Genomic DNA, 25,504 nt, shown 5'->3' on the forward strand with positions numbered 1-25,504 from the left:
GAAGAAGCTGTTCGAGCACTCCCGCGAGACCCTCGCGCCGTACAAGCGCATCCGCCGACTGGAGTTCGGCCCGGTGCCCAAGACCGTGTCCGGCAAGATCCGGCGTATCGAGCTGCGCGAGGCCACGGCAGCGGGGTCGGCGAGTGAGTACCGCGAGGAGGAGTTCGTCTGAGCCCGCGCGACACGAGTACGGCCGCCGTCCAGGGGCGGACGACGGCCGTACCGGATGCCGCAGAGGGGCGTCAGATCGCCGTCGCGCCCCCGTCCACCGGCACCGCCGCGCCCGTCACGAACGACGAGCGGTCGCCGCACAGCCACGCCGCGGTCCGGGCGATCTCCACGGGTGACGCCATCCGCTTCTGGATCGCGTGGGCCGCGAAACGTTCCTCCAGTTCCGGGGTCTGGCGCAGGATCTCGTCCATCATCTCGGTGCGGGTGCTGCCCACGACCAGGGCGTTGACCCGCACCCCCCGCTCCCCGTACTCGGCGGCCGCGGCCCGGGTCAGGCCGATCACGGCGTGCTTGGCGGCCACGTAAGCCGCGGAGGCGCCGGTGGCCCTCAGGCCGGCCACGCTGGAGGTGTTGACGATCGCGCCGCCGCCCCGCTGGAGCATCGCGGGTATCTGGTGGCGCAGGCAGTTCCACACCCCGCGCACGTTGACGTCCATGGTGTGGTCGAAGAGCTCGCCGTCCATCTCGTGCAGGGCGGTGCCCGAGCTGGCGAACCCCGCGTTGTTGAAGGCGCAGTCCAGGTGCCCGAACTCCCGGACCGCCGCCTCGACGGCCCGCTCCACGTCCTTCTCCACCGCCACGTCACCGACGGCCACCAGGGCCCGGCCACCGGACGCGGCGATCTCCTCGGCCACCGCCCGCAGCCGCTCCTCACGCCGGGCCATCAGCACCACCGCGGCCCCCTCCGCCGCGAACAGCCGCCCGGCCGCCGCGCCGATACCGCTGGAGGCCCCGGTGATCATCGCCACCCGGCCGCCCAGCATCAGCTGCTCCTCACGCATACGAACTGAACCCCCCTGAAAGGCTTTCCTGGAACACCCTTGACTGCCCCTACTTGACGGGCGCGAACCCCGCCGCCCAGAACTCCCCCCGGGCGACCTCCGCGTCCACGTCCCGCAGCATCCGCTCGTCGATCGCGTCCAGCGAATCCACCAGGTACCGCACGCCCGCCTCCCGCATCAACCGGGGCTGGTGGCTGTGCTCGTACGACGTGGGGTGCCCGATGAACGCCACCCCCAGTTCCCTCGCTGCCTCGGCGACCCGGGCCACGTCGTCGACGAACACCGCCTCGTCGTAACGGAGTCCGAAGACCTCCGTGGTGATCTCGCGGATGCCGGGCCGGAAGTCGTTGGTGCACACATAGCCCGGCCCGTCGAACAGGCCGGCGTGCTCGCCGAGGAAGCGTTCGAAGTGGGCGGCGGGCAGCCCGCCGTAGCAGACCGTGCGCAGGCCCAGCGCCCGCAGCCGCTCGACCAGCTCGATCGCGCCGTCCATGACGACGACGGGGTGCTGGGTGACGTACGCCTCGCGCTCCTCGAAGTACGCCGCGAGGGCCTGCGGTCCGGTCAGGTCGCCGGGTATCGCGGCGGCCATGTTCTGCCCGGCGATGTGCTGCGGCTGCGAGAAGACCGCCCGCTCCAGCTCGGCCGTGTACTGACCGCCCCGGCCTACGATGAACTGCCGTATCACCGGGCTGAACGTGTCGTTCAGCAGCACCCCGTCGATGTTCAGCGCGGCGAGCCGCAGCCGTTCGAATCCGTGCGACATGAAACCCCTCCCTAGGAAAAAGCAACTCAAGCAACGGCGAGAAGCGCGAGGAACGCCCGGAACTCGAAGAGAGCCCTACGGCAACCTCAGCTCGCCGACTCCGGCCCCGGCCCCGTCGCCGCGGCAGACGCAGCCGCCGTCGCCGCCGCCGTAGCCGTGCGCACCCGGTCCGCCCCCACCTCGATGCGCGCCACGATCGCCGGGACCGCGATCCCGGGCAGCATCAGCCGCCACATCCGCGTGACCCGCTCCATCAGATCGGCGCGCCCGCTCGCCACGGCCGAGTACATCTGCATACCCGTACACGCCTCGACCACGAACTCACCGACCTCGTCCGGGTCCACCCCGGCCTGGAGCTCCCCGCGCGCATGGGCGTCGTGCAGGCATTCGGCCATGATCCCGGCCCACTCGTCGTACGGAGAGGCGTCCCGCACACCGAAGGACGTCTGTTCGTTGGTGAGCCGGACGCCCGCCCGCAGCAGCGGATCGAGCTGGAGCCGCTGGGCCCAGACGAGCGTGATGTCCACGAGCCGTTGCAGGCCCTTGGAGTCCAGCCACGGGACGATGGTGTCGGGCTGACTGTTCATCACCGCCCGGGCCAGGCCCTCCTTCGACTCGAAGTGGAAGTAGAGCGCCCCGGCCGTGAGCCCCGCCCGCTTCAGGATGCGGTTGATGCTCGCGCCCGCGTAGCCGTACTCGTCGAAGACCTCGGCGGCCGCCTGCAGGAGCGTCTCCCGGGTCTGCACTGCTCGCTCCTGCTTGGCACCTGCCATGGCTGTACCTCCAAAAAGTAGAACGCTCCTTATGTTATCGGCGCGCCCGACCCCGTTGGCAACCCTCCCAACACCCCAAATCCCGGACACTACCCCTCCTCCCTTGACCAAACACAGAAGAACTCTTTACCTTCCCTTGGTGCTACAAAAAAGAACGCTCTTTATGTTGTTGCCACGCGCTCGCATCCACGGCTTCCGCACACGCCGTGCGCCGAAGATCCACAATCGAGCCTTTGGGGGATTCAGCATGTCCGGAGCACTTCAGCACAGAACGGTCGAAAACCCGGCGCCCACCGCGCCCGCCCTGGCGGTACTCCAGCGCCATGTGCACAAGACGAACGGAGCGGAGGTGCTGCTCTCCAGCTGGCGCCCCCGGGGGTCCGACTCCTACAGCGTCACCGCGCACTGGCCCCGGCGGCACTCCTTCTACCGCCCGGTGCACGGGCTGCACGACCCCCTGCTGCTGGCCGAGTCCGTACGGCAGGCCGTACCGCTGCTGTCGCATGTCGCGTACGGCGTACCGCTGGGCCACCGGCAGGCCTGGGAGCACCTCCGCTTCGACCTGAACTCGGTCGCCCTGGTCGCCACCACCGCCCCGGCCGAGCTGGAGCTGCGGATCGGCTGCTCGGACATAGTCCGGCGGGGCGCCCGGCTGGCCGCGCTGACCATGGCGGTGGACATCGCCCTGAACGGCCAGCGCCTCGGCACCGCGCGCACCCGCTTCAACAACCAGCCGCCGGCCGTCTACCAGCGGCTGCGCGGGGCGTACGCCGACCTCGACCGCGCCCGGGAGCGGGCCCTGCCGCCCGGCCCGGCGGCCGACCCGGACCTGGTGGCCCGGGAACGGCCCGAGGACGTGGTGCTGTCGCCCACCGAGACTCCGAACCGGTGGCAGCTGCGGGTGGACCTCACGCACCCGATCCTGTTCGACCACCCCGTCGACCACGCCCCGGGCATGCTGCTGCTGGAGGCGGCCCGGCAGGCGGCCCACAGCATGGCCGCCCGTCCGTCGACGGTGGTCGCGATGGACACCGAGTTCATCCGCTACGCCGAGTTCGACGCGCCGTGCTGGGTCTGGACCGACCCGCTGCCCTCCGACGCACAGGGCCGCCGGCGCGTGCTGGTGACGCTCGAACAGAATGGCGCCCGCATCTTCTCGGCGGATGTCACCCTGGAGTCGGCGCCCGGCCTGTGACGCCGTCGTGCGGACGCCGTTCAGCGCGCCGTTGGTCGTCAAATACGACGTGAAGCTACACTCGCGGCCGACAAACAGGCGTTCCAAGAGGCACGGCAGGCGCAAGGGGAGGCCGCGGTGGCGGTGAATTCGAAGAAGATCGCCGTCTATGTACTCGTGGTCTTCGCGCTGTATCTGATCATCACTGATCCCGCCAAGGCGGCGGACTACGTCCAGATAGGGTTCGAGGGCATATCGGACGCCGCCAAGGCCATCGGCGACTTCATGACCTGGGTCGCCAACGGAGGAAAGTCATGATCCGCCACCTGGTCCTGTTCAAGCTCAACGAGGGCGTCGACCGCGACGACCCCCGTGTGGTCGAGGGCGTGGAGATGTTCCGCGCCCTCGACGGGAAGATCCCGGAGATCCGCTCCTGGGAACTCGGCTGGAACTTCAGCGATCGCCCGATCGCGTACGACTTCGCCATCAACTCGTCGTTCGAGGACCAGGCCGCCCTGCGCCGGTACGTGGAGCACCCGGAACACCAGGCGGGCGTCACGCTGTGGCGGGAGTTCGCCACATGGGTGATCGCCGACTACGAGTTCTAGAGCGCACAACCGCTGAGCCCTCCGCCGGAACGGCGGGGGGCTCCTGCGCGTCTTATGCCCCAACTTGCCCTCAACACGGCATTATGCGGTGCTTGCACACAGTGGACATGTCTTGTGATGCTATGACCGCTTTTGACGGATGAGTTGATGGATCACGAGGTGGAGTTGACCGTGCCGGCCAGTACTGCGCCTCAAGCCCCGCCCCAGGAGACACCGGCCCCAGAAGCATCCGCACCGGCACCCGCAACCACACCGGAAGCAGAACCCGCACCCACATCGGCCCCAGAAACCGAACCCACACCAGAACCCGCCCCCGCACCCGAGCCCGCGCCACAACGCAGCAGCCGGGGCGCCGACACCAGGGCGCTCACCCAGGTGCTGTTCGCCCAGCTCAAGAAGCTGGAGCCGGGCACACCGGAACACGCCCGGGTGCGTGGGGCGCTCATCGAGGCCAACCTCCCGCTGGTGCGCTACGCGGCCGCCCGGTTCCGCTCCCGCAACGAGCCCATGGAGGACGTCGTCCAGGTCGGCACCATCGGCCTCATCAACGCCATCGACCGCTTCAACCCGGACCGGGGCGTGCAGTTCCCGACCTTCGCGATGCCCACGGTCGTCGGCGAGATCAAGCGGTACTTCCGGGACAACGTCCGCACGGTCCACGTACCGCGCCGGCTGCACGAGCTGTGGGTGCAGGTCAACAGCGCCACCGAGGACCTGACCACCGCCTTCGGGCGCACCCCGAGCACGGCCGAGATCGCCGAGCGGCTGCGCATCACCGAGGAGGAGGTGCTGTCCTGCATCGAGGCCGGGCGCTCGTACCACGCCACCTCGCTGGAGGCGGCCCAGGAGGGCGACGGCCTGCCCGGGCTGCTCGACCGGCTCGGCTACGAGGACCCGGCCCTGGACGGCGTCGAGCACCGCGACCTCGTACGGCATCTGCTCGTCCAGCTCCCCGAGCGCGAGCAGCGGATCCTGCTGCTGCGTTACTACAGCAATCTGACGCAGTCACAGATCAGCGCGGAACTCGGCGTCTCCCAGATGCATGTCTCCCGGCTACTCGCGCGTAGCTTCCAGCGCCTGCGTTCGGCGAATCGCATCGACGCGTAACCGGTGTCCCCCGTTCGGCGCAACCGCTGACGGGATCACTGGCACAACCGCGAATCGAACCGGCGCACAACCGAAAGCAGGATCGACGTATCACCGTCGAGAGCGAATCGCTCACCAGGCCCTTTGCCGACAGACAGGTCCCGAAAAACCGTCAGACCCCCTTTTTCCAGGGCGTATTCGCATCTCGCATGTCGACATGTCACTACAGCGTGTTGCCGACATGTGACATTCTGCGGGAAGCGCGTTTGCCGGTGCCCCGGCGCCGGTATTCAGGTGAAGGCTGCGCTCCGCACGAGGAGCGTTACGCCGCGACCGTCCCGCGACCCAAAGGGGGTGGCATGTCCGCAGACCAGGGCAGCTCGAAGGTGCTCACGCTCACCAAGAGCGAGACAGCGCCCGAGGCGCTCGACGCGCATGACGCGCTCGGCCCCATCGATGACGTCCCGGCCCTTGCGGCCGCGCCGGCCCCGGCCCTTCCGTCCACCTCGGAGGCCATCGACACCCGCACCCTGTCCCGCTCCCTGTTCCTCCGGCTCGCCGCGCTCGACGAGGACAGCCCCGAACGGGCGTACGTCCGGGACACCCTGATCGAGCTCAACCTCCCCCTCGTGCGGTACGCGGCGGCCCGCTTCCGCTCCCGCAACGAGCCGATGGAGGACATCGTCCAGGTCGGCACGATCGGCCTGATCAAGGCGATCGACCGGTTCGACTGCGAACGCGGCGTGGAGTTCCCGACGTTCGCGATGCCGACGGTCGTCGGCGAGATCAAGCGGTTCTTCCGGGACACCTCGTGGTCGGTGCGGGTGCCGCGCCGCCTCCAGGAGCTGCGTCTCGCGCTCACCAAGGCCAGCGACGAGCTCTCCCAGAAGCTGGACCGCTCCCCGACGGTCACCGAACTCGCCACCGTGCTCGGCGTCTCCGAGGAGGACGTCGTCGACGGCCTCGCGGTCGGCAACGCCTACACGGCCTCCTCGCTGGACTCCCCGGCCCCCGAGGACGACGGCGGCGAAGGCTCCCTGGCCGACCGGCTCGGCTACGAGGACAGCGCGCTGGAGGGCGTGGAGTACCGCGAGTCCCTCAAGCCGCTGCTGGCCAAACTCCCGCCCCGCGAGCGGCGGATCATCATGCTGCGCTTCTTCGCCAACATGACCCAGTCCCAGATCGGCGAGGAGGTCGGCATCTCCCAGATGCACGTCTCCCGCCTCCTCACCCGCACCCTGGCCCAGCTGCGCGAGGGCCTGATCTCCGACTGAACCCTTCCTTCCTGACGGAGCGTCAGCCACACTGGCGCGATGCTTCCCAGGAGTTGGACCCGTGGCCGCCGCCGCGCCGTGATCGGCGCGTCGGCGGCCGTCGTGTGCGCGGGCGCCGTAGTGGCCGGGTACGCAGGAGGCGGCGCCGACGACGGATACGTGGCCGTCGGCGCGGGCGGCGGCCCGTCCGGGCGTACGGCGGTGGCGCCGACGGAGGGGGTACGGCTGGTGCCGCTCGACGGAGCCGGGACGGCGCCGGGCGCGGACAACGCGTCGCGCGGCGTACCGAGTTCATCTCCCCCGAGCCGGGCGCCGGAGCCCGCACCGGGCACGAGCGGCGCCCTTGGCCCCACGAGCGGCGTTCCCGCCACCCCGTCGGTCCCCGATTCCGGCCCACCCTCGGCCGACGGCGCGAGTCCCGGTCACACGGAGACGCCTTCGCGGCCTCCGACGCCCTCACCCACGCCCGCCGCACCCGCCGCACCCGCCGCACTGACCGTGGGCACACCCGTGCGGGAGCCCACCGACAAGCGGTGGTGCGAGAAGGTGACCGTCGCCTTCCACAACACCGGCGGAACCGCGGTCCGTTCCGGCACGGTCACCTTCGGCACGCACATCATCGGCGTGCTCGGCATCGACTGGGGGACGATCGAGTCGACCGAGGCCCTCCCGGCGCCGATCGCACCCGGCGCGCGGACGGAGCGGACCTGGACGGTGTGCGTCGAGTCCTGGCGGGTGCCGCTCGGCATGCACATCGAGACGCGGGACGTCTCGGTCGAGTGGGAGTGAAGGGACGGTTGCTTCGGCGCGGTCGGTCACCCGACCTCGGCCCGTTACTTCAGCGCGAGCCAGGCGACCGCGGCGACGATGGCGACGGCCGCCACGATGCCGACGATCAGCCCGATCCGCGGGCCCGCCGGAGCGGGCGCCTGCTGCCGGCCCTGCGGGGACTCGTCGACGAACGCACGGAACATCTGGGTGCTGCCTGCGGGGTCGTGGTTGCCCTGGGGACCCTGGTTGTTAGCCATGCCCCGAGACCCTAGCGAAAACGCCGGGGGCTGCCCAAGTGGGGGTCGCAGGGGTCCGACCTGCGCGTTTACGCTCGCAATACTTGCCTTTGCCAAGTTTTTATGGCCGAAGCCCCGATTTCGTTTGCCTGTGGCAACCAACCTTTCTATGGTTGCTCTAAGCAACTGAACTGGGAGAGGTCATGGCAGAGCGGGCGCAGTACGAGGAACTGGCGCGTCAGTTCAGCGCCTTCGGCGCCGTGAAGCGGGAGATGGGGCGGATTCTGCCACCCGAGTGCCCGGCCGGCTCCGCCGCCGTCCTGACGCTCCTCGGCCGGCACGGCGACATGCGCATGAGCAGGCTCGCCGAGCTACTGAGCGTGGACATGTCGGTGACCAGCCGCCATGTCGCGCACGTCGCCGAGCGGGGCTGGATCGAGCGGTCCCCCGACCCGGCGGACAAGCGCTCGCGGATCCTCCGCCTGACGCCCAGCGGCCGGGACACGCTCGACGAGCTGTCCCGGCGGACCACACACCTGCTCGCCCGGCGCCTGAGCGACTGGACCGACGACGAGGTCGGTCAGCTGACCCAGCTGATGACCCGGCTCCGGGCGAGCTTCGACGACTGCACCCGTACACCCGCGAACACGTAACCCCGTACACCCGCGAACACCACGTAAGAGAAAAGGAAGCCCATGGCAACATCCACACCAGCCGGTGTGCGGGCCCACGCCAGGCACGGAGGAGGCGCCCACGGCTCGCAGGCCTCCGGCGCCCCGATGACGCACCGGCAGATCATGGAGGCGCTGACCGGACTGCTGCTCGGCATGTTCGTGGCGATCCTGTCCTCGACGATCGTCTCCAACGCCCTGCCCGACATCATCAAGGACCTCGGCGGCGGCCAGAGCGCCTACACCTGGGTGGTGACCGCGTCGCTGCTGGCGATGACGGCGTCCACCCCGCTGTGGGGCAAGCTCGCCGACCTCTTCTCCAAGAAGCTGCTGATCCAGTTCGCCCTGGTGATCTTCGTGCTGGGCTCGGCGGCGGCCGGTCTGTCGCAGAACCCGGCGATGCTGATCACCTTCCGCGCCGTCCAGGGCGTCGGCATGGGTGGTCTGTCCTCGCTGGCCCAGATCATCCTCGCGGCGATGATCTCCCCGCGTGAGCGCGGCCGCTACAACGGCTACCTCGGCGCGACGTTCGCGACCGCGATGGTCGGCGGCCCGCTGATCGGCGGTGTCATCACCGACACCGACTGGCTCGGCTGGCGCTGGTGCTTCTACGTCGGCGTCCCCTTCGCCGTCATAGCCCTGATCGTGCTCCAGCGCACCCTGCACCTGCCGGTCGTCAAGCGGCGGGTCAAGGTCGACTGGGCGGGCGCCTTCTTCATCACCGCCGCGGTCTGCCTGCTGCTGGTCTGGGTGACCTTCGCCGGTGACAAGTACGACTGGGTGTCCTGGCAGACGTACGCCATGGTCGGCGGCACGGTCGCGCTGCTCGCGATCTTCCTGCTGATCGAGACCAGGGCGAGCGAGCCGATCATCCCGCTGCGGCTGTTCCGCAACCGCACCATCACGCTGGCGTCGCTGGCCTCGCTGTTCGTCGGCATCGCGATGTTCGCCGGGACCATCTTCTTCAGCCAGTACTTCCAGCTGGCCCGGGACAAGTCGCCGACCATGTCCGGCGTCCTGACCATCCCGCTGATCGCCGGTCTGTTCCTCTCCTCCACCATCTCCGGGCAGATCATCACCCGCACCGGCCGCTGGAAGGCGTGGCTGCTGGCCGGCGGTGTGCTGGTGACCGGCGGGCTCGGCCTGCTCGGCACCATCCGGTACGACACCGAGTACTGGCACGTGGCGGTCTACATGGCGCTGCTCGGGCTCGGCGTCGGCATGATGATGCAGAACCTGGTGCTCGCCACGCAGAACCAGGTGGCCCCGAGCGACCTGGGCGCCGCCAGCTCGGTGGTGAACTTCTTCCGCTCCCTCGGCGGCGCCGTCGGCGTCTCCGCGCTGGGCGCGGTGCTTACCCACCGGATCAAGCACTACGTCGAGGAGGGCGCTTCCGCCCTCGACCCGCAGTCGGCCGCGGCACTGGCAGGCTCGAACTCCAGCGGCAGCATCCCGGACCTGGACGCGCTGCCGGGCCCGATCCGCACCCTGTTGGAGAGTGCGTACGGCCACGGCATCGCGGACGTCTTCCTCTACGCCGCGCCGGTCGCGCTGCTCGCGCTGCTGTGCTCGCTGTTCATCAAGGAGGTCCCGCTGAGGACGAAGGGGGCGCTGGCGCAGGCGGCGGAGACGGACGAGCCGACGGCCGCCGAGGCTCCCGCCGCCCCCGTGGCACAGGAGCGGGTCCCGAGCTGGGCCGTCACGTCCGAGACGCAGACGGCTCCGGAGGGCACCCAGCGGCTGGCCGCCGTCGCCACGGCGGTCCGCGCCGAGGAGTCCCCCGGTTCCGGTGGCGGGGTGCCCGTCCGCGGCTTCGTCCGCGGCGCCGAGAACGCGCCCGTCCCGCAGGCCGCCGTCACGCTGATCTCGCTCTCCGGCCGTCAGCTCGGCCGCTCGGTCGCGCAGGTCGACGGTTCCTACGGGGTGGACGCGCCGGGCACGGGTTCGTACGTCCTGATCGCCTCCGCCGACGGCTTCCAGCCGCAGGCGTCCACGATCGTCGTGAACGGTGAGCCGGTGTCGTACGACATCCTGCTCAGCGGCACCAGCGGGCTGACCGGTGTGGTGCGGGCCGCCGGGAGCGCGCTGCCGGTGAAGGACGCGATGGTGATCGTGACCGATGTGCGCGGCGACCTGCTGGCCAGCCAGACCACCGGTGAGCAGGGCGAGTTCGGCTTCGCCGAGCTGGTGCCCGGGCCGGTGACCGTCGCCGTCAACGCCGCCGGCTTCCGGCCGCGCGCGCTGCCCGTCGAGGTGGGCGGCACCGGCGTCACCCGGGTCGAGGTCGACCTGGACGCGGGGGCCCAGGTGCAGGGCGTCGTGCGGGCGCCGCACGGGCCGCTGGCCGACGCGCGCGTGACGCTGGTCGACGCGGCGGGCAACGTCGTCGGCACCGCGACGACCGGGACGGACGGGGCGTACGCCTTCACCGACCTGAACGGCGGCGAGTACACGGTGATCGCGACCGGCTACCCGCCGGTGGCGACCGCGCTGACGGTCACCGGCAGGGGCGTCGACAGCCACGACATCGAACTCGCCCACCCCGGCGAGTAATCCACGAGATCGGAACCGGCCCGTGGCGGGTGCCCCGTCACGGGCCGGTTCCAGTACAGGGAGTTGTTGAAGGACATGGGACTGACCGCGAGGATCCGTACCCGGGACGGATGGGCCGTGTCGCACGCGGTCGTCACCGTGACGGACATGACCGGAACGCAGGTGCTGCGCGTGGAGGCGGACGCGGAGGGGACGGTACGGGACGCGAATCCGCTGCCCCCGGGGGCGTACACCGTCATCGTCACCGCCGTCGGCTACGCGCCCGCCGCCGCGAGCGCGATCGTCACGGCGAGCGGGCGGGCGGAGGTCGGCACGGTGACGCTGGCCCGCCAGGGCGGGACGGAGCTGCCGCCGCCGGGGCCGTGGACGATCGACCCGGCGCACTCCACGGTCGCCGCCGTCGCCCAGCACCTGGGGATCTCCAGCGTGCGGGGCCGGTTCACGCAGTTCTCGGGCGCCATCGAGATAGCGCCGGACGACGTCACCAAGTCCCGGGTGGAGGCGGTGATCCGGGCTGCGTCCATCGACACCGGGAACGGCATGCGGGACGGGCATCTTCGCTCCGCCGACTTCCTGGACGTCGAGCGGTACCCGGAGATCACCTACCGCTCGACGGGGGTCACGGCGGCCACGGGTACCGACCGCTGGACGGTACACGGCGAACTGGGCATGCACGGCGTCGTACGCCCGGTGGACCTGGACCTGGCCTACCTCGGGACCGGACCCGACCCGTGGGGCGGGACGCGGGCGGCGTTCCGCGCGACGACGGAACTGCACCGGGACGACTTCGCGATGAACTACAACCAGGTCGTACAGGCGGGGATCGCGGCCATTGGTACGACGCTGAGGGTGGAGCTGGACATTCAGGCGGTGCAGGGGGAGTCGCTGCCGGTGGCGTGAGGGCGAGCGCGTCAGCGCCGCTTCGCCGACGCACGGGCTGCGAGGACCGGGATGGAAGCGATCTTCTGTGCATCCAGGTGCTCCCAGACCAGTCCGGCCGGGCGATGCGGTGACGGGCAGAAGATGACCTCGTCGGGTGTGACGATCAGGTCCACCCCGAAGTCGTGATCAGTTGCCGGGAGGTCCTCGTCCAGCACCTGGAGCGAGTGGACCGTGGACACGACCACCGTGCGGTCGCTGATCAGTCCTGCCTCCATCAGGAACGCAAACTCAAGATCTGAATACCCGGCTCCCTTGCCGATGCGCACACCCGCCCGATTTACCGCGACGCTCCCGACGACCACCATGTCGACGGGTTGGAGATCCGCGACATCGACTCGTGGAGCCACAGTTGCTGCGATCTTGCTGGAGGCCGCCTCCTGCGGTGGGACGGAGAGCACGGCGGGGTCGAGGAGGTAGAAGGGGCGCGAGTCGGCGAGTTTCGGCACCGCCATGAAGACGGTCTTTCCCTCAGCGAGAGCGAGAGCGCGCACGGGCAGTTGGGCTTTGTCGGGTACGGCCTTGATGACGCGTGCGTTGTGCCAGGGCTTCAGCGCGGCGAGTCGCTCTGCGGCGGTTTCGGAGCCTTTGAAGTTCGGGATGCGGCCATGAGCCGTCGTGTCGAGAACGGCGCTCGACGCGTCGAGCAGATCCCAGACCCTCTCGCGTACTTGCTGCTTCTCCTGGTCAATCGTTGCACGCATGCGGGGCTCCTTCATGCCTTGGTCATGCTGCTTCCATCAACGCCATGAGCCGATCCTGTGCGTCCTGCACCGCAGGTTCGTTCCGCCATGGGCGCATCTCTCGGACGGCCCGGAAGATGATGTTCATCCCACCAGCTCCGCGTGTGCCGTGCAGTTCGCTTACAGCGTCGTTGAACGCGGCGACTGCGGCATCCAGGTCGCCGTCCCGGAGGCGGGCCAGAGTGAGGTTGCCGAGGACGATCGCCCGGGACTTGCGTCGGTCGTGCAGTGCGGCGGCGGTGTAAGCCAGGAGTTCTTCGGCTTTGCGGTAGTCGCCGAGTGAGAGATAGCAGGAGCCGGCCAGGCGGCCGAAGTGAGTCGGGGAGAACAGCTCATGAGCCGCGTCAGCCCCGTGGACCTGGCTCAGGTGCGTTTCGGCACCTGTCAGGGCGCGTTCGCACTCACCTGCTTCGCCCAGATAGGCATACGCCTCCGCGGCGTGCAGCATGGCGAGCCCCGTGAGGACGTGGCTGGTGTGCCGGGCCGTACGGGCTGCCTGGAGTGCCAAGGCCAGGCCCTCTTGGTAGTCGTTGGCCCCGTAGAGGGCCACGTAGCAGGTCCGTAAGAGGGCGTGCCCTTCTGTGTTCGGGTCGCCAAGATGGCGAGCTACTTCGACACTCTGCGCGTAGTACGAGCGGGCCGTGGTGTGGTCTCGGCGCTGGGACGCATCCCAGATGAGTTGGCCCATGAACGTCGCCACATCCGCCTGAAGCATGCGCATCTCGCGCTGTACCCGCCCACACGGAGTCTCTCTGGCGAGGAAGGCAACCTGGCTCGCGTGTTCGGCGGCTCGCGCCAGTAACGTCGCCGAGGGCACACGGTCGTAGCGCTCACCCAGGGAGTCCAAGCTGTTGCGGAGCTCGGCGACCGTCGATAGATCTACACGGGACGGGTGGCGCATGGCGTACCCCGTGCGCTCGGCGAGAGGCTGCTCGTCGGTGGACGAGACGACCAGGAGTTCGGTCAGCTCCTCCACACCGACTCTCAGCACTTCCGCCAGCCGCGGCCGAATCCACGGCTGCGGCGCTGTCTTCCCCAACTCCCAGCGCGCGACGGTGGAGCGTTCCACCCGCAGTGCCTCGGCGAGGCTCTCCTGCGTGAGGCCCACCGCCCGGCGGCGGCTCACCAGGCTGTGCCGTTTCAGAGCCATGGAACGATCTCCCCGCGTCGTTCCTCACGATTTCCGGAGGAAGAGATCACCAGGTCATGCCCGGTGATGCGTCGTGGATGCCTCATCCACGCGTCAATTCTGCTCTGGTTCGCGGCAGCAGGGAGCGGTTCCCTGGATCTGCACCGAACGACTGACAGACGTCAAACCCCGGCGAGGTGGGCTGACCTCCCGGGGCACGGCCGACCTGAACGGAGCAGACCGACATGCACGACCTTATCCGTCGCCTCGCGAAATGGTTGAGGGTTCTGTTCGCCCCTGGCCCTGGAAAGCGCCGCGCGGGTGGGCAATCCGCCGCCCCACGCCCAGTGGCGCCTCATTTCACCGCCGGTTCCCACCCCGCGTGCCCCTCCCTCCCCCTCCACCGTTCCCCCTACGGTTTCCACCTCCCCCTCGACGGCGCCGAATGCCGCCTCGTACGCCCCTACCTCACCGCCCACGAACAGGAATGCGCGCGCAGGCAGCGCCAGCGCCTCGTGGTCGCCACGGACTTCGGGATCGACCTCGGCCGACACTTGATCGGCGCGGGACAGGTGGCCGTCTGATGGAATCTGCCTCGAAAGCCATCACCCCACTTCGCCTCCTCCCATGGACGTCCCCCGAGAGCAAGCCGTGCTTCCTCGTCACCGACGGGGAGGACGGATATCTGTCACGCCTTGCCGACCACACAGAAGCCGTGCAACTGGCCACGGGCGCCGACGTGCTCGCCTGCGCCCGCAAGGTGCTGAACGACCCCATGTCCCCGCACGCCGAACTGCGCTACGCCGGGATTCGGCTCGCCGAGTGCCTCAGCGATGCACTGCGAGTCGCCGAGTCGCGCGGGCTGCGTCTTTCCGCACGAGTTACGGACATCGAGGAGGACGAAGACGCTGGAGACATCGCCGGCTCCAGCCCTGACGTCCCCGATGACACCGAGTCGGGAGGCTCCCAGTGAGCCCGCGCGCCGCGTATCGCTACGGCACGCAGGGCGCACGGGCCACGTCTTCTTTCGCCGTGTCGTGACCGACCACGCCCGCGTGACACGCGATGAGTAGCTCCCGCGCAGTCGAAAGCCACAAGCCCGTCCGCACCGACGGCAGAAGGGAAGAAATACGTCGTGCCGCGCAGTCCCACGCCACATGACCCGCCTGCCTCGTTAGATAGGGGCCGACGACGAGCACCCCGCCCGCCGCACCGGTCCCACGAGTGGAGACGGACCCCTGAGTACGACGCTGATCACCGATCACCCCGCATGGATCACCGACGCCGACGGACAGGCCGCGCGAGTCGTCCACCATGACGGCGCCGTCTGGTTCGCCCAGTGGAGCAGCGAGGCGCTCGATCTACGCCCTGTGGACGCAGCGGACAACGCCGCACCGCTGCTGTCCCGCACGCCCTCGGCCCAACTTCCGCACGGCAAGGCTCCGGAACCGTTCCTCCGCCCTCTCATGGCTCTCGGCACGGTCGCCCGTCTCACCAACCCGTCCCTGTGGGACGCGATCACCACGGCCATCCTGCGCCAGGTCGTACGCGCGGCACAGGCGCGCAAGGTCTACCGGCGGTGGTGCGCGGAGCACGGCCGGAGCGTGGACACTCCGGCCGGACCGATGGCCGTGCCGCCCGACCCGCGGACCGTCTTGCGACTCCCGGACGAGGCGTTCGCCGACGCCGGCGCGAAGTTCCACCGCACCGCCCTACAGGCCGCTGCCACTGCCTACCAGCACAACCACGAGCGTTGGGCCGCCATGAGCCCCGATGAACTCGTCAAGGCACTCGACGAGGTGCCGCGCATCGGTCCATGGACGGCATCGGCAGCCGCCGCCGATTACACCGGCGATTTCTCGGTCTACCCACACGGGGACCTCGCGGTCCGCACCTGGGCACGCGCGGCGTCGCCCACGGTGATCCTGCCCGACGACGAGCGCGGATTCGAAGCCCGATGGCGCCGATGGGCGCCGGACCGCCCACAGCTCCATGCCCTGACCCTGTTCACTCTCACCTGGGGGACCCATGCCCGCACTCAGCACAACGGAGGTACCGCCCCGCGCCACCCCTGACCTCATCAACGGCGCGGACACCTCCCGCGCCCTCGATGCGCTGTTCGTCAACGCGCCCCTGCGCGACTACGAGCAGCGACCCCGCGTCAACGACTACACGTTGCCCGTCCTGGGCATGGCGTACATCGCCACATACGCAGCACAGGAAGGGTTCAACGTCGGCGTACTCGACGCCGAGGCTCACGGCCTCGGACTGGCGGAGACCATCGCCACCATCAACGAGGCGAAACCCCGATGGGTCGGCATGAACCTCCTGGCCCCCACGTATGAGCTGTCGGCGCGCATCGCCGACGGCCTCGACGAGGACATCCGTCTCATGGTCGGTGGACACCACGCGAAGGCCATGCCTGCCACCGTGCTCGCCGACCCCCGCATGAAGCGGCTGCACGCGCTGATCCTGGGGGAGGGCGAAACCCGCGTGGCCGCACTGCTCGACGACGAGCGGCGCCGCGCCGAACTCCCCGCCGTCATGTGGCGGGATCATCGGCTCGGCACCAACGCCATCGGACTCCCACAGGGCAAGAACGTCCACCAGTGGACCGCCCCGGACATCGACGCCTTGCCGTTCGTGAACCGCGCGTTCCTGCCACAGGATCCGTACCGCGCCGACGACGGTCGGACCGAGGCCAACATCGTCGGCTCGCGCGGCTGCCCGTACGACTGCGGGTTCTGCGGCGCCGCCGTCTCCGCCAACCCTGACATCAAGATCCGTACCCGCTCACCGGAAGGAATCATCGCGGAGCTCGAACGACTGCACGCCGACCACGGCGTCACCGCGTTCCGATTCGTGGATGACCTCTTCCTAGGCGCGGACCGCATCATCCGCGACTCGATGACGGCATTCACCATGCATCGCATCGGCGAGCGGTACGTATGGGACGCCACCGGCCGCATCAACGTCCTGCACCGCGCTGACGACGCCCTGCTGGACACCCTCGCCGCGAACGGACTGCGCGAAGTCGCGCTGGGCATCGAGTCGGGCAGTGACCGCGTGCTCAGGGCCATGGACAAGCGGATCACAGCCGACATGACGGCGTCCGTCGCGCGTCGTCTCATGGCGCGAGGCATCAACGTGAAGGGGTACTTCATCCTCGGTTATCCCGGCGAGCGCCGCGACGACCTCGATGCAACCGTCTCGCACATCCACAGCCTGTGGACGCTGTCCGGCCGATTACCGGGCACCTTCCGCGCCTCCGTGTTCGAGTTCCGGCCCTACCCCGGAACACCGATCTGGTCCCGCCTGGTCGAAACCGGCCACGACCCCGGGCAGATGCTTGCGTACGGGGATGTGGACCTCACCGAGCACGGCGCGGACGAGGCCATGCGCGGACGCGACGAATTCAACTTCTCGGTGGGCATCCAGTTCGCCGAGACTCCGCTCGCGGAGATCCGCGAACATCTGGCCGCCCTCTCCCGCGAACAGCACAAGCGCAACAAAGGGGGCGCGGTCGCATGACACACCACCTCGGCACCTTCGTCACCGTGGACGGCCCAGGTGGCGTCGGCAAGTCCACTCTCGTCAGCACCCTCGCCGACATGCTGCACGGCCACGGTCACAGGGTGCACGCCACATGCGAGCCGTCCACCCGCCCCATCGGCGCGTTCACCCGCGCCCACGCCGACGACATCGGCGGACACGCTCTCGCCTGCCTCGTCGCAGCCGACCGATACGACCACCTCGACCACGAGATACACCCCCGGCTCGCCGACGGGTACACGGTCGTCTGTGACCGCTACCTCGCATCCACCCTTGTCGTGCAACGCCTCGACGACGTACCGGAGCCCTTCCTCCTGGCGCTCAACGACGGCATCACACTTCCCGACCTCGCGGTCATCCTCACCGCCGAACCACACGTGATCGCGCAGCGGCTCACGGCACGCGGAGCACACCACCGCTTCGAACGTGACCCATCCATCCCCGCCCGCGAACTCGCCCTGTATGAGCAGGCCGCCGAGACGCTGCGCGGCATGAACGTGCCCGTCCTGGTCCTCGACACCGGCAACGTCACACCGTCGGAGGCAGCCGCACAGATCGCCTCATCCCTCGGCCGCCGCCCCGGTAACGTCGGTCCCAGTGACCCCGATCCGCTCACGGTGACCAGATGACGACCATCCTCGACACGCACGTGATCCTGCGCGACGGTGACAAGATCCTGATGTCCCAGCGCGGCGGCCCCTACGGCCACGGTCGATGGCATCTCCCGTCCGGGAAGCTCGACCCCGGCGAGTCGCTGCCCGACGGCGCCGCGCGGGAACTCCTCGAAGAGACCGGCGTCACCGTGGACCCCGCGCACCTGCGCCTGGTCCACGTCGTCCACCACCATCACGCGGAGGGCGACCGTATCGGCTTCTTCTTCCTGGCCACCGAGTGGACCGGCGAACCCGCCAACCGCGAGCCCGACAAGTGCCTCGACCTGCGATGGTTCGACGTGCACGGCCTCCCGGACGACATCATCGAGTACCCCGCCGCAGGACTGAATGGCTACCTCTCCGGCACCGGCACGCTCACGCTGCACGGCTGGTGACCCTCGCAGGGTCACCCTGAGAAGACCGACCTGCCCCTACGCTGACGCCATGGCACCGAACATCGCGACCAACACCCGCGTCTCGCTCGACGAACTCCTGGACTTCGTACGCCCCCGCCATCACGCCCTCCTGATCACCCGCCGCGCCGACGGCAGCCCCCAGGCGTCCCCGCTGACCTGCGGCGTCGACGACTCGGGCCGGATCGTGGTGTCCACCTACCCGGAGCGGGCCAAGACCCGCAACGCCAAGCGGGACCCCCGGGTCAGCCTCCTCGTCCTGAGCGACGACTGGAACGGTCCGTGGGTCCAGATCGACGGCACCGCCGAGGTCATCGACGCCCCCGACTCCGTGGAACCGCTCGTGGAGTACTACCGCAACATCGCCGGGGAGCACCCGGACTGGGCGGAGTACCGGCAGGCCATGCTGAAGCAGGGCAAGTCGATCATCCGGGTCACACCGGAGCGGTGGGGTCCGGTGGCCACAGGGGGATTTCCGGCGCGGCTGGTGGAGGGGGACTAGCGCGCCACGCGGTGGCGGAGGTAGACGACTTTTGAGCTGAAGGTGCGGGTCTCGACGAGTTCGAGATCCACCCGGCGCTCGCGCTGGGGGAAGAAGGGGATGCCACCGCCGACGAGCACCGGGTAGACCATGGCCCGGTACTCGTCGATCAGATCCAGCGCGGCCGCCTCGGCGGCGAGAGTCGCGCCGCCGATCGCGATCTCGCCCTCCCCCGGCTCGGCTCGCAACCGCTCGATCTCCTCCGCCAGGCCGCCGGAGGCCAGGCGGGCATGGCCCTGCACCGCCGACAGGGTGGTGGAGAACACCACCTTTGGGAGCGGCTTCCAGAGCGCGGTCCACTCGCGGCTTGAGTCGTCGAGCGAGGGATCCTGGTCGGCGGTCTCCCAGTACAGCATCGTCTCGTACAGCCGTCGTCCCAACAGGTGGACGCCGACCTCTCGGATCTCGTCGATCCAGAAGCGAAAGATCTCCTCGTCGGGCTCCGTCCAGGCGAAGCTGCCGTCCGGCCCGACGATGTAGCCGTCGAGTGAGACGCTCATCGAATAGGTCACGCTGCGCATCAGAAGTCCTCCTCGGCAACGGGTTCGACAGTACGACCGCCGGACGCCGCAGGACTCATCGCGACTCGCGGGATCCGAGCAGCCGCCTGGTCAGCCGCGTTCGACCATCGCCTCGATGCCGGCCACCAGCAGGTCCAGGGCGAAGGTGAAGTCGCGGTCCAACATCTCGGCGACCGTGTCGCCGCCGCGGGCCGCCATGATGTCCTTGGACTCCTGGATGACCTCGGCGGTCTCCGGCCGCTCGCTCACCGAGCTCATGGCCTGCTGGAAGTAGTCGTCCGGGGTCATGCCGGTCTCCGCGACGCGGGCCAGGAAATGGCCCTCGATGGTGCCGTAGCCGTACACGAACTGGAGGACGGCCGAGATCCCGCTCGTCAGGCGGTGCGCGGGCAATCCGGTCTTGCGGATCACCCGCTGGACGACCCGGGAGAACGCGAGGGCGTTCGGCCCGATGTTGAGGTACGTCCCCGCGAGCGGCGACAGCCAGGGGTGGCGCACCAGCAGCGCCCGGTACTCGGTGGCCAGCGCCCGTAGCTGGTCGCGCCAGTCCTCGTCGGCGTCCGGGTCGGGCAGCCGCAGCTCGCCGAAGGCGGCGTCGAGGGCGAGTTCGAGGAGGTCGTCCTTGGTGTCGACGTACCAGTAGACGGACATCGCCGTGACGTTCAGCTCGGCGGCCAGCCGCCGCATCGAGAACTTCGCGAGCCCCTCGGCGTCCAGCAGCCGCACGGTCACCTCGGTGATCCGCGCCCGGTCCAGCCCCGACGGCTGCCCGCCCCCACGCCCACCGCGGGGTGCCTTCCCCTCCAGCCACACACTGGCCCGCGGAGCCCGCCCAGCAGCTGCCTTAGCCATCGGCGCACCTTCCTCAACATGGGTTCCCTGATCACAAGGCTAGGCTGCAGCGCCTCGTTAGGGGCGCGGGGAACTGCGCGATCAACCCACGACGGTCCGCACCCGCCACACGAACAACACCTCCCGAGCTCTTAGGCATCTGTCCGCTCCGCCCGCTTCAACAACGCCGCCGCCAGCAGCCCCCCAAGCAGCACGGCCCCCGCTCCCACCAACTGACTGCTCTGAAGCCCGGACGAGAACGCCTCAGTGATCTCCCGCCGCTCCCCCTCGGACCCTGCCGAGGCCAACGCCGCCGGCAACGAACTCGCCGCCACCGGAATCAACGCAGCGAACCGTGAGTTGAGCACGGCCCCCAGCACCGCAACCCCCAACCCGTTGCCGAACTCCGCGAGCGTGCCGTTGATCCCGGCCCCCACCCCGGCCTTCGCGGGCGGAATCGCGCTCATGATGGCGTGCGCCATCGCGGGGTTGGCGATCGCACACCCCACCCCGATCAGCACCAGCCCGAGCAGCGTCCCGGCGTACCCGCCGGAGGCCAGCGTCGCGATCGAGACCAGCCCGCCCGACATCAGCACCATCCCGAGCCCGATCGACACCGGCGTACCGAGCTTGACCGTCCACTTCGCCGACACCCCGGAGAAGTTGAGCACCACGACGACCAGGGCGAGCGGCGCCGTCCGCAGCCCGGCCTCCAGCGGCTCGTACCCGAGCACGAACTGCAGATGCTGCGTGAGCAGGAACAGCGCCCCGCCCATCCCGAAGGTGATCAGCACCGCACCGGCCACCGCCCCCGTGAACCGCTGGTCGCGGAAGAAGTGCAGATCCAGCATCGGGTACGGAATCCTGCTCTCCCACCAGGCGAACAGCCCGAGCACGACCACCGCGACGCCACCGCTCGCCAGCACCTGCCCGGACGTCCACCCGTGCTCCGGGCCGGAGATGATCGCGAACACCAGCGAGGCCATACCGATCGTGGAGAGCAGCGCACCGAGCAGGTCGGGCCGGTCGCCCTGCGGATTCTTGGACTCCGGGACCAGTGCCACCACCGCGACCAGGCCGAGTACCACGACCGGCAGGTTGATCAGGAAGATCGCGCCCCACCAGAAGTGGTCCAGCATGAACCCGCCGATCAGCGGCCCGGTCGCGAAGCCCAGCGCGTTGACAGCGCTCCAGATGCCGATCGCCTTGGGGTGTTCCTCGGGCGCGAAGATCTGCATCGCGACCGCGAGAGTGGTGGTCAGCAGCAGCGCGCCGCCGACGCCCATCCCGGCCCGCGCGGCGATCAACTGCGCGGTGGAGTCGGCGAGTCCGGCCACCAGCGAGCCGATGCCGAACAGCGCCAGGCCGGTGATCAGCATCTTCTTGCGGCCGTAGCGGTCGGCGGCGCTGCCCGCGGTGAGCAGCAGGCCCGACTGCACCAGGGAGTAGGCGTTGATCATCCACTGGATGTCGGAGGTGGCCGCGTCCAACTCCTGGGTGAGGGAGGGGATCGCCACGTTCAGGACGGTGTTGTCCAGCAGCACGGTGAGCTGCGCGAGGCAGATGACACCGAGGATCAGCCAGCGCTGCGGGTGACCGGCCGCGGTGTGTTCCGGGGCCGGCACCTTGGAGGTCGTCGACATGCTGTACACCGTATAGCAGCTCCCATACGGTGTACAGCAGACCCCCGTCCCGGCGTCAGCTCGTCGGCTGCGTCAGGTCGTAGAACGTGGCCGAGCCGACCGTGACCTCCTTGAAGTTCTCCTGGACCCAGGAGCTGATCTGCGACGACGTGCCGTTGCCGGAACCGCCCATGCCGCCACCGCCCATTCCACCGGCGATGAAGTAGTGGATCCTGCCGTCCGCCACGTACTGCTTGAACTGGGCCAGCGTCGGGGAGGGGTCGCTGCCGTTGAAGCCGCCGATCGCCATCACGGCCTCGCCGGTGGCGAGTTGGTAGCTCGCGGCGTTCTGGGCGCCGATGGCGGCGGCCGCCCAGGTGTAGTCCCCGGCGTTCTGCTCCAGCAGTTCCTTGGCCTCGTCGGAGACGGTGGCACCGTTGAGGAGGCCGCCGACGCCGCCCATGCCACCGCCGCCCTCGCCCATGGAGCCGCCGCCGGGGGAGGTGTTGCCCTGCTGGTTCTGGCCGGTGCCGCCGGTGCCGCCGGTCGGGGGCTGGCCCATGCCACCGCCCTGACCCTGCTGACCCTGTCCCTGCTGACCCTGACCCTGCTGACCCTGACCCTGCTGGTTCTGGCCACCGCCCGGGAAGCCGCCCCCGCCGGGACCGCCACCCATACCGCCGCCCCCACCGGGCCCACCGCCCCGGCCACCCGCGACAGCCGGACCCGCCGTCACGATCGAACCGGTGTGGCCCTCGCCCAGCGTCGTGAGCGTGTACGCCGTCGGACCGGCCAGCCCGGTCACGAAGCTCAACGCCACAACACCGAGGGCCAGTTGACGCCCGAGCCGGTTCACGAAGACCAGGCCCAGCGCGGCGGCCAGCCCGCCCACCAGCACGACCCACTTCAGCCACGGGTACGAGGCGGAGGAGCGGTTCAGCAGCACGTACCCCCAGGCCGCGGTGGCCGTCATCGCGGCGGCGAGGGTCAGCGAGGCCCACATCCGGCCGCGCTCCTGCCACAGCAGGGCCGCGCCCATACCGATCAGCGGGGCGATGTAGGGGGCCAGGGCGACGGTGTAGTACTCGTGGAAGATGCCCTGCATAAAGCTGAAGATCACCATGGTGATCAGCAGCGAGCCGCCCCAGAGGATGAAGGTCGCGCGCGTGGTGTCCGTGCGCTTCAGCCTGCGCGTCGACACCAGGGCCGCCACCAGCAGGATCAGCGCCGCCGGGATCAGCCACGAGATCTGCCCGCCGATGACGGAGCTGAACATCCGGTCCCAGCCGGTCTCGCCCCAGCCGCCGCCCTGGCCGCCGCCGACGCTGCCGGTCTCCTCGCCGTTGATCCGTCCGAGGCCGTTGTAGCCGAAGGTCAGCTCCAGGAAGGAGTTGTTCTGCGAGCCGCCGATGTACGGGCGAGAGGACGCCGGCCACAGCTCGACGATCGCCACCCACCAGCCGCCCGCGACGACCATCACGAGCCCGGCGAGCAGCACCTGCCCGATCCGCCTGCGCACGGTCGTCGGTGCGAGCACGACGTACACCAGCGCGAGCACCGGCAGGATCAGGAACGCCTGGAGCGTCTTGACCAGGAACGCGAAGCCGATCGCCACCCCTGCCCACACCAGCCACTTCGTCTGCGCCTTGTCCAGCGCGCGCTGGGTGCAGTAGACGGCGGTGGCCATCAGCAGGGCCAGGGCCGCGTCGGGGTTGTTGAAGCGGAACATCAGCGCGGCGACCGGCGTCAGCGCGAAGACCGCCATGGTGAGCAGCCCGACGCCGGCCGGGAACCGGCGGCGCACGGAGGCGTACAGCACACCCGCCGTCGCCACTGCCATCAGCACCTGCGGGAACAGGATCGCGAACGAGTTCAGCCCGAAGAGCCGCACGGAGAGGGCCATCGGCCACAGGGAGGCCGGGGGCTTGTCGACGGTGATGGCGTTCGCCGCGTCCAGCGAGCCGAAGAAGAACGCCTTCCACGACTGGCTGCCGGCCTGGACGGCCGCGGAGTAGAAGGAGTTGGCGTATCCGGAGGCGGTGAGGTTGTAGGTGTACAGCGCGCCGATGACGAGGAGCGTGGCGAGGAAGGCCGGGCGGACCCAGCGGGGGTCCTCGGGGCGGCCGCGCCAGAGCCGTCGTAGGAAGGGCTGCTCGGGTTGGTCGGACGCGGGTGCCGTCGGCAGGTCGGCCGCCGGGGGCCGCAGGGTGGTCGTGGTCGTCATCGGGTTTCCCTCTGATCGGTGTCGTGCGGACGCACCGGCTGCAGTTGCAGGGTGGCGTCCCCCCAGGTGGTGCGCTCCGCGGCGGCACTGGCGCGGAACTGGTACGGGCTGTACGGCTCGGTGGTGTACGTCGGTACGGAGGCGGTGGGTTCCTGCTCGCGCCGCTCCGGGAACACCCACGCCCGGAAGAGCAGGAACCGCAGTACCGTCGCCGCGAGGTTGGCGGCGATCAGGACGGCCAGCTCGGTGGAGTGGCCGGGGTCGGTCGTCGCGGTGTTCAGGGCGGCGAGCGAGCCGCTGGTGAGGACGAGGCCGATGCCGAACACGACCAGGCCCTGCGCCTGGTGCCGCACGGCCCCACCCCGGCCGCGCACGCCGAAGGTGAGCCGGCGGTTGGCGGCCGTATTGGCGATCGCGGAGACGAGCAGGGCGAGCGCGTTGGCCACCTGTGAACCGGTGAAGCCGCGGAAGACGGTGTAGAGGAGCAGGTAGAAGAGGGTGGACAGGCCGCCGACGACACAGAAGCCGAGCAGCTGCCGGGCCAATCCCTTGGGTACGTCGGTCAGCTCGCGGTCGCGCGGATCGTCGCCGAACGGCCGGGTGAGCCGGTCCAGCGGCAGCGAACCGGTGGCCAGGGCCCTGCCCACCCGCCACACGCCCTTGAGGTCCTCGGTCGCCGTCCTGACGATGTGCACGGTGGAGTCGGGGTCGTCGACCCAGTCGACCGGCACCTCGTGGATCCGCAGTCCCGCCCGCTCGGCGAGTACCAGCATCTCGGTGTCGAAGAACCAGCCGGTGTCCTCGACGAGCGGCAGCAGCACCTGCGCGACATCGCGCCGGATCGCCTTGAAGCCGCACTGGGCGTCGGAGAAGCGGGCCTGGAGCGAGCCGCGCAGGATGAGGTTGTAGGAGCGGGAGATGAACTCCCGCTTGGCGCCGCGCACCACACGCGAGGTGCGGGCGAGCCGGGAGCCGATCGCCAGGTCGGAGTGGCCGGAGATCAGCGGGGCGACGAGGGGGAGCAGCGCGTTGAGGTCGGTCGACAGGTCGACGTCCATGTAGGCGAGGATCGGGGCGTCGGAGGCCGACCAGACGGTGCGCAGGGCGCGCCCGCGGCCCTTCTGCTCCAGCCGGAAGGCCCGTACCTCCGAAAGCTCCGCCGCCAGCCGCGCGGACACCAGCGGGGTGGTGTCGGTCGACGCGTTGTCCGCGATGGTGATGCGGAACGAATAGGGGAAGGTCCGCGTGAGGTGCTCGTGCAGCCGGAGCACGCACGGCCCGAGGTCCTGCTCCTCGTTGTAGACGGGGATCACTACGTCCAGGACAGGCGTACCGGCGTCTCCGGCCGGGAGGTGCTCCCGCGCCGGCAGGGTGCCGGGAGAAGAGTCGGGAGAAGAGTCGGTTCGCATGG

The 25,504-nt window shown here is 69.7% G+C and carries 27 protein-coding genes and 1 pseudogene; 17 read left to right on the top strand and 11 right to left on the bottom strand.

Going from position 1 to position 25,504, the window contains the following annotated elements; genetic code table 11:
* Positions 1–172, top strand: a pseudogene (locus SSP24_RS31735) (AMP-dependent synthetase); the annotation flags it as partial.
* Positions 173–242: 70 nt separating this feature from the next.
* Here the strand turns inward: SSP24_RS31735 and SSP24_RS31740 are convergent.
* The 3 genes from SSP24_RS31740 to SSP24_RS31750 form a co-directional block, all read right to left on the bottom strand.
* A complete protein-coding gene (locus tag SSP24_RS31740) occupies positions 243–1,013 on the bottom strand; it encodes an SDR family NAD(P)-dependent oxidoreductase (RefSeq protein WP_174864757.1) in 771 nt (256 codons plus the stop codon).
* A 49-nt stretch (positions 1,014–1,062) separates the two neighbouring features.
* Entirely contained in the window at positions 1,063–1,779 is a 717-nt protein-coding gene (locus SSP24_RS31745) for an HAD family hydrolase (RefSeq protein WP_141313424.1), read from the bottom strand.
* A gap of 86 nt (positions 1,780–1,865) precedes the next feature.
* Positions 1,866–2,552 (bottom strand): ScbR family autoregulator-binding transcription factor, encoded by a 687-nt coding sequence (locus tag SSP24_RS31750; protein ID WP_141313425.1) that lies wholly within the window; start codon positions 2,550–2,552, stop codon positions 1,866–1,868.
* Between the two features lie 247 nt (positions 2,553–2,799).
* Here SSP24_RS31750 and SSP24_RS31755 point away from each other — a divergent pair, with 247 nt between their 5' ends.
* The 6 genes from SSP24_RS31755 (at position 2,800) to SSP24_RS31780 (ending at position 7,483) form a co-directional block, all read left to right on the top strand.
* Complete coding sequence (locus tag SSP24_RS31755; protein ID WP_141313426.1) at positions 2,800–3,747, top strand: ScbA/BarX family gamma-butyrolactone biosynthesis protein; 948 nt, start codon at positions 2,800–2,802, stop codon at positions 3,745–3,747.
* 117 nt (positions 3,748–3,864) lie between these two features.
* Entirely contained in the window at positions 3,865–4,044 is a 180-nt protein-coding gene (locus tag SSP24_RS31760) for a hypothetical protein (protein WP_141313427.1), read from the top strand.
* Positions 4,041–4,334, top strand: coding sequence for a Dabb family protein (locus SSP24_RS31765; RefSeq protein ID WP_141313428.1), 294 nt, complete (start codon positions 4,041–4,043; stop codon positions 4,332–4,334). The genes SSP24_RS31760 and SSP24_RS31765 overlap by 4 nt, the downstream gene beginning before the upstream one ends.
* 147 nt (positions 4,335–4,481) lie before the next feature.
* Complete coding sequence (locus tag SSP24_RS31770) at positions 4,482–5,441, top strand: RNA polymerase sigma factor SigF (RefSeq protein WP_141313429.1); 960 nt, start codon at positions 4,482–4,484, stop codon at positions 5,439–5,441.
* A 338-nt stretch (positions 5,442–5,779) separates the two neighbouring features.
* Positions 5,780–6,694 (top strand): RNA polymerase sigma factor SigF, encoded by a 915-nt coding sequence (locus SSP24_RS31775; protein WP_141313430.1) that lies wholly within the window; start codon positions 5,780–5,782, stop codon positions 6,692–6,694.
* A gap of 39 nt (positions 6,695–6,733) precedes the next feature.
* A complete protein-coding gene (locus SSP24_RS31780) occupies positions 6,734–7,483 on the top strand; it encodes a hypothetical protein (RefSeq protein ID WP_141313431.1) in 750 nt (249 codons plus the stop codon).
* 44 nt (positions 7,484–7,527) lie between these two features.
* Here SSP24_RS31780 and SSP24_RS31785 read toward each other — a convergent pair whose 3' ends face one another.
* Positions 7,528–7,722, bottom strand: a complete 195-nt coding sequence (locus SSP24_RS31785; RefSeq protein ID WP_141313432.1) for a hypothetical protein — start codon at positions 7,720–7,722, stop codon at positions 7,528–7,530.
* A 182-nt stretch (positions 7,723–7,904) separates the two neighbouring features.
* On the opposite strand from SSP24_RS31785, the gene SSP24_RS31790 reads away from it, so the two are divergent.
* From SSP24_RS31790 to SSP24_RS31800, 3 genes are all read left to right on the top strand, one after another.
* Positions 7,905–8,354, top strand: coding sequence for a MarR family winged helix-turn-helix transcriptional regulator (locus SSP24_RS31790; RefSeq protein WP_141313433.1), 450 nt, complete (start codon positions 7,905–7,907; stop codon positions 8,352–8,354).
* Between the two features lie 126 nt (positions 8,355–8,480).
* Positions 8,481–10,925 carry an MFS transporter gene (locus tag SSP24_RS31795; protein WP_506005155.1) on the top strand — a complete coding sequence of 815 codons (2,445 nt, stop codon included), beginning with the start codon at positions 8,481–8,483 and terminating at the stop codon, positions 10,923–10,925.
* Between the two features lie 75 nt (positions 10,926–11,000).
* Positions 11,001–11,825: a YceI family protein gene (locus SSP24_RS31800; RefSeq protein ID WP_141313435.1), complete on the top strand. Its 825-nt coding sequence runs from the start codon at positions 11,001–11,003 to the stop codon at positions 11,823–11,825.
* A gap of 11 nt (positions 11,826–11,836) precedes the next feature.
* Here SSP24_RS31800 and SSP24_RS31805 read toward each other — a convergent pair whose 3' ends face one another.
* Positions 11,837–12,583: a 5-formyltetrahydrofolate cyclo-ligase gene (locus tag SSP24_RS31805; RefSeq protein ID WP_229865091.1), complete on the bottom strand. Its 747-nt coding sequence runs from the start codon at positions 12,581–12,583 to the stop codon at positions 11,837–11,839.
* A 7-nt stretch (positions 12,584–12,590) separates the two neighbouring features.
* Entirely contained in the window at positions 12,591–13,757 is a 1,167-nt protein-coding gene (locus SSP24_RS31810) for a helix-turn-helix transcriptional regulator (RefSeq protein ID WP_141313436.1), read from the bottom strand.
* A 326-nt stretch (positions 13,758–14,083) separates the two neighbouring features.
* Here SSP24_RS31810 and SSP24_RS31815 point away from each other — a divergent pair, with 326 nt between their 5' ends.
* From SSP24_RS31815 to SSP24_RS31845, 7 genes are all read left to right on the top strand, one after another.
* Positions 14,084–14,320 carry a hypothetical protein gene (locus SSP24_RS31815; RefSeq protein WP_174864758.1) on the top strand — a complete coding sequence of 79 codons (237 nt, stop codon included), beginning with the start codon at positions 14,084–14,086 and terminating at the stop codon, positions 14,318–14,320.
* Entirely contained in the window at positions 14,320–14,709 is a 390-nt protein-coding gene (locus SSP24_RS31820) for a hypothetical protein (RefSeq protein WP_229865089.1), read from the top strand. Before SSP24_RS31815 ends, SSP24_RS31820 begins: the two co-directional genes overlap by 1 nt.
* Before the next feature lie 397 nt (positions 14,710–15,106).
* Positions 15,107–15,811 carry a DNA glycosylase family protein gene (locus SSP24_RS31825; RefSeq protein WP_229865087.1) on the top strand — a complete coding sequence of 235 codons (705 nt, stop codon included), beginning with the start codon at positions 15,107–15,109 and terminating at the stop codon, positions 15,809–15,811.
* Positions 15,765–17,267, top strand: coding sequence for a B12-binding domain-containing radical SAM protein (locus tag SSP24_RS31830; protein WP_141313439.1), 1,503 nt, complete (start codon positions 15,765–15,767; stop codon positions 17,265–17,267). The genes SSP24_RS31825 and SSP24_RS31830 overlap by 47 nt, the downstream gene beginning before the upstream one ends.
* Positions 17,264–17,917 carry a dTMP kinase gene (locus tag SSP24_RS31835; RefSeq protein WP_141313440.1) on the top strand — a complete coding sequence of 218 codons (654 nt, stop codon included), beginning with the start codon at positions 17,264–17,266 and terminating at the stop codon, positions 17,915–17,917. The genes SSP24_RS31830 and SSP24_RS31835 overlap by 4 nt, the downstream gene beginning before the upstream one ends.
* Positions 17,914–18,336 (top strand): NUDIX hydrolase, encoded by a 423-nt coding sequence (locus tag SSP24_RS31840; RefSeq protein ID WP_141313441.1) that lies wholly within the window; start codon positions 17,914–17,916, stop codon positions 18,334–18,336. Before SSP24_RS31835 ends, SSP24_RS31840 begins: the two co-directional genes overlap by 4 nt.
* Positions 18,337–18,385: 49 nt before the next feature.
* The gene (locus SSP24_RS31845; protein WP_141313442.1) at positions 18,386–18,856 is read left to right on the top strand and encodes a PPOX class F420-dependent oxidoreductase; all 471 of its coding nucleotides are present in this window, start codon (positions 18,386–18,388) and stop codon (positions 18,854–18,856) included.
* Here SSP24_RS31845 and SSP24_RS31850 read toward each other — a convergent pair.
* The 5 genes from SSP24_RS31850 to SSP24_RS31875 form a co-directional block, all read right to left on the bottom strand.
* Positions 18,853–19,416, bottom strand: a complete 564-nt coding sequence (locus SSP24_RS31850) for a dihydrofolate reductase family protein (RefSeq protein WP_141313443.1) — start codon at positions 19,414–19,416, stop codon at positions 18,853–18,855. The genes SSP24_RS31845 and SSP24_RS31850 overlap by 4 nt on opposite strands.
* A gap of 90 nt (positions 19,417–19,506) precedes the next feature.
* Entirely contained in the window at positions 19,507–20,268 is a 762-nt protein-coding gene (locus tag SSP24_RS31860) for a TetR/AcrR family transcriptional regulator (protein WP_141313445.1), read from the bottom strand.
* Positions 20,269–20,399: 131 nt separating this feature from the next.
* Positions 20,400–21,890 carry an MFS transporter gene (locus SSP24_RS31865; protein ID WP_141313446.1) on the bottom strand — a complete coding sequence of 497 codons (1,491 nt, stop codon included), beginning with the start codon at positions 21,888–21,890 and terminating at the stop codon, positions 20,400–20,402.
* 55 nt (positions 21,891–21,945) lie between these two features.
* Positions 21,946–24,093 (bottom strand): ArnT family glycosyltransferase, encoded by a 2,148-nt coding sequence (locus tag SSP24_RS31870; protein ID WP_141313447.1) that lies wholly within the window; start codon positions 24,091–24,093, stop codon positions 21,946–21,948.
* The gene (locus SSP24_RS31875; protein WP_141313448.1) at positions 24,090–25,502 is read right to left on the bottom strand and encodes a bifunctional glycosyltransferase family 2/GtrA family protein; all 1,413 of its coding nucleotides are present in this window, start codon (positions 25,500–25,502) and stop codon (positions 24,090–24,092) included. The genes SSP24_RS31870 and SSP24_RS31875 overlap by 4 nt, the downstream gene beginning before the upstream one ends.
* Between the last annotated feature and the right edge of the window lie 2 nt (positions 25,503–25,504).

This window comes from Streptomyces spinoverrucosus, assembly GCF_006539505.1.
Classification (GTDB): domain Bacteria; phylum Actinomycetota; class Actinomycetes; order Streptomycetales; family Streptomycetaceae; genus Streptomyces; species Streptomyces spinoverrucosus.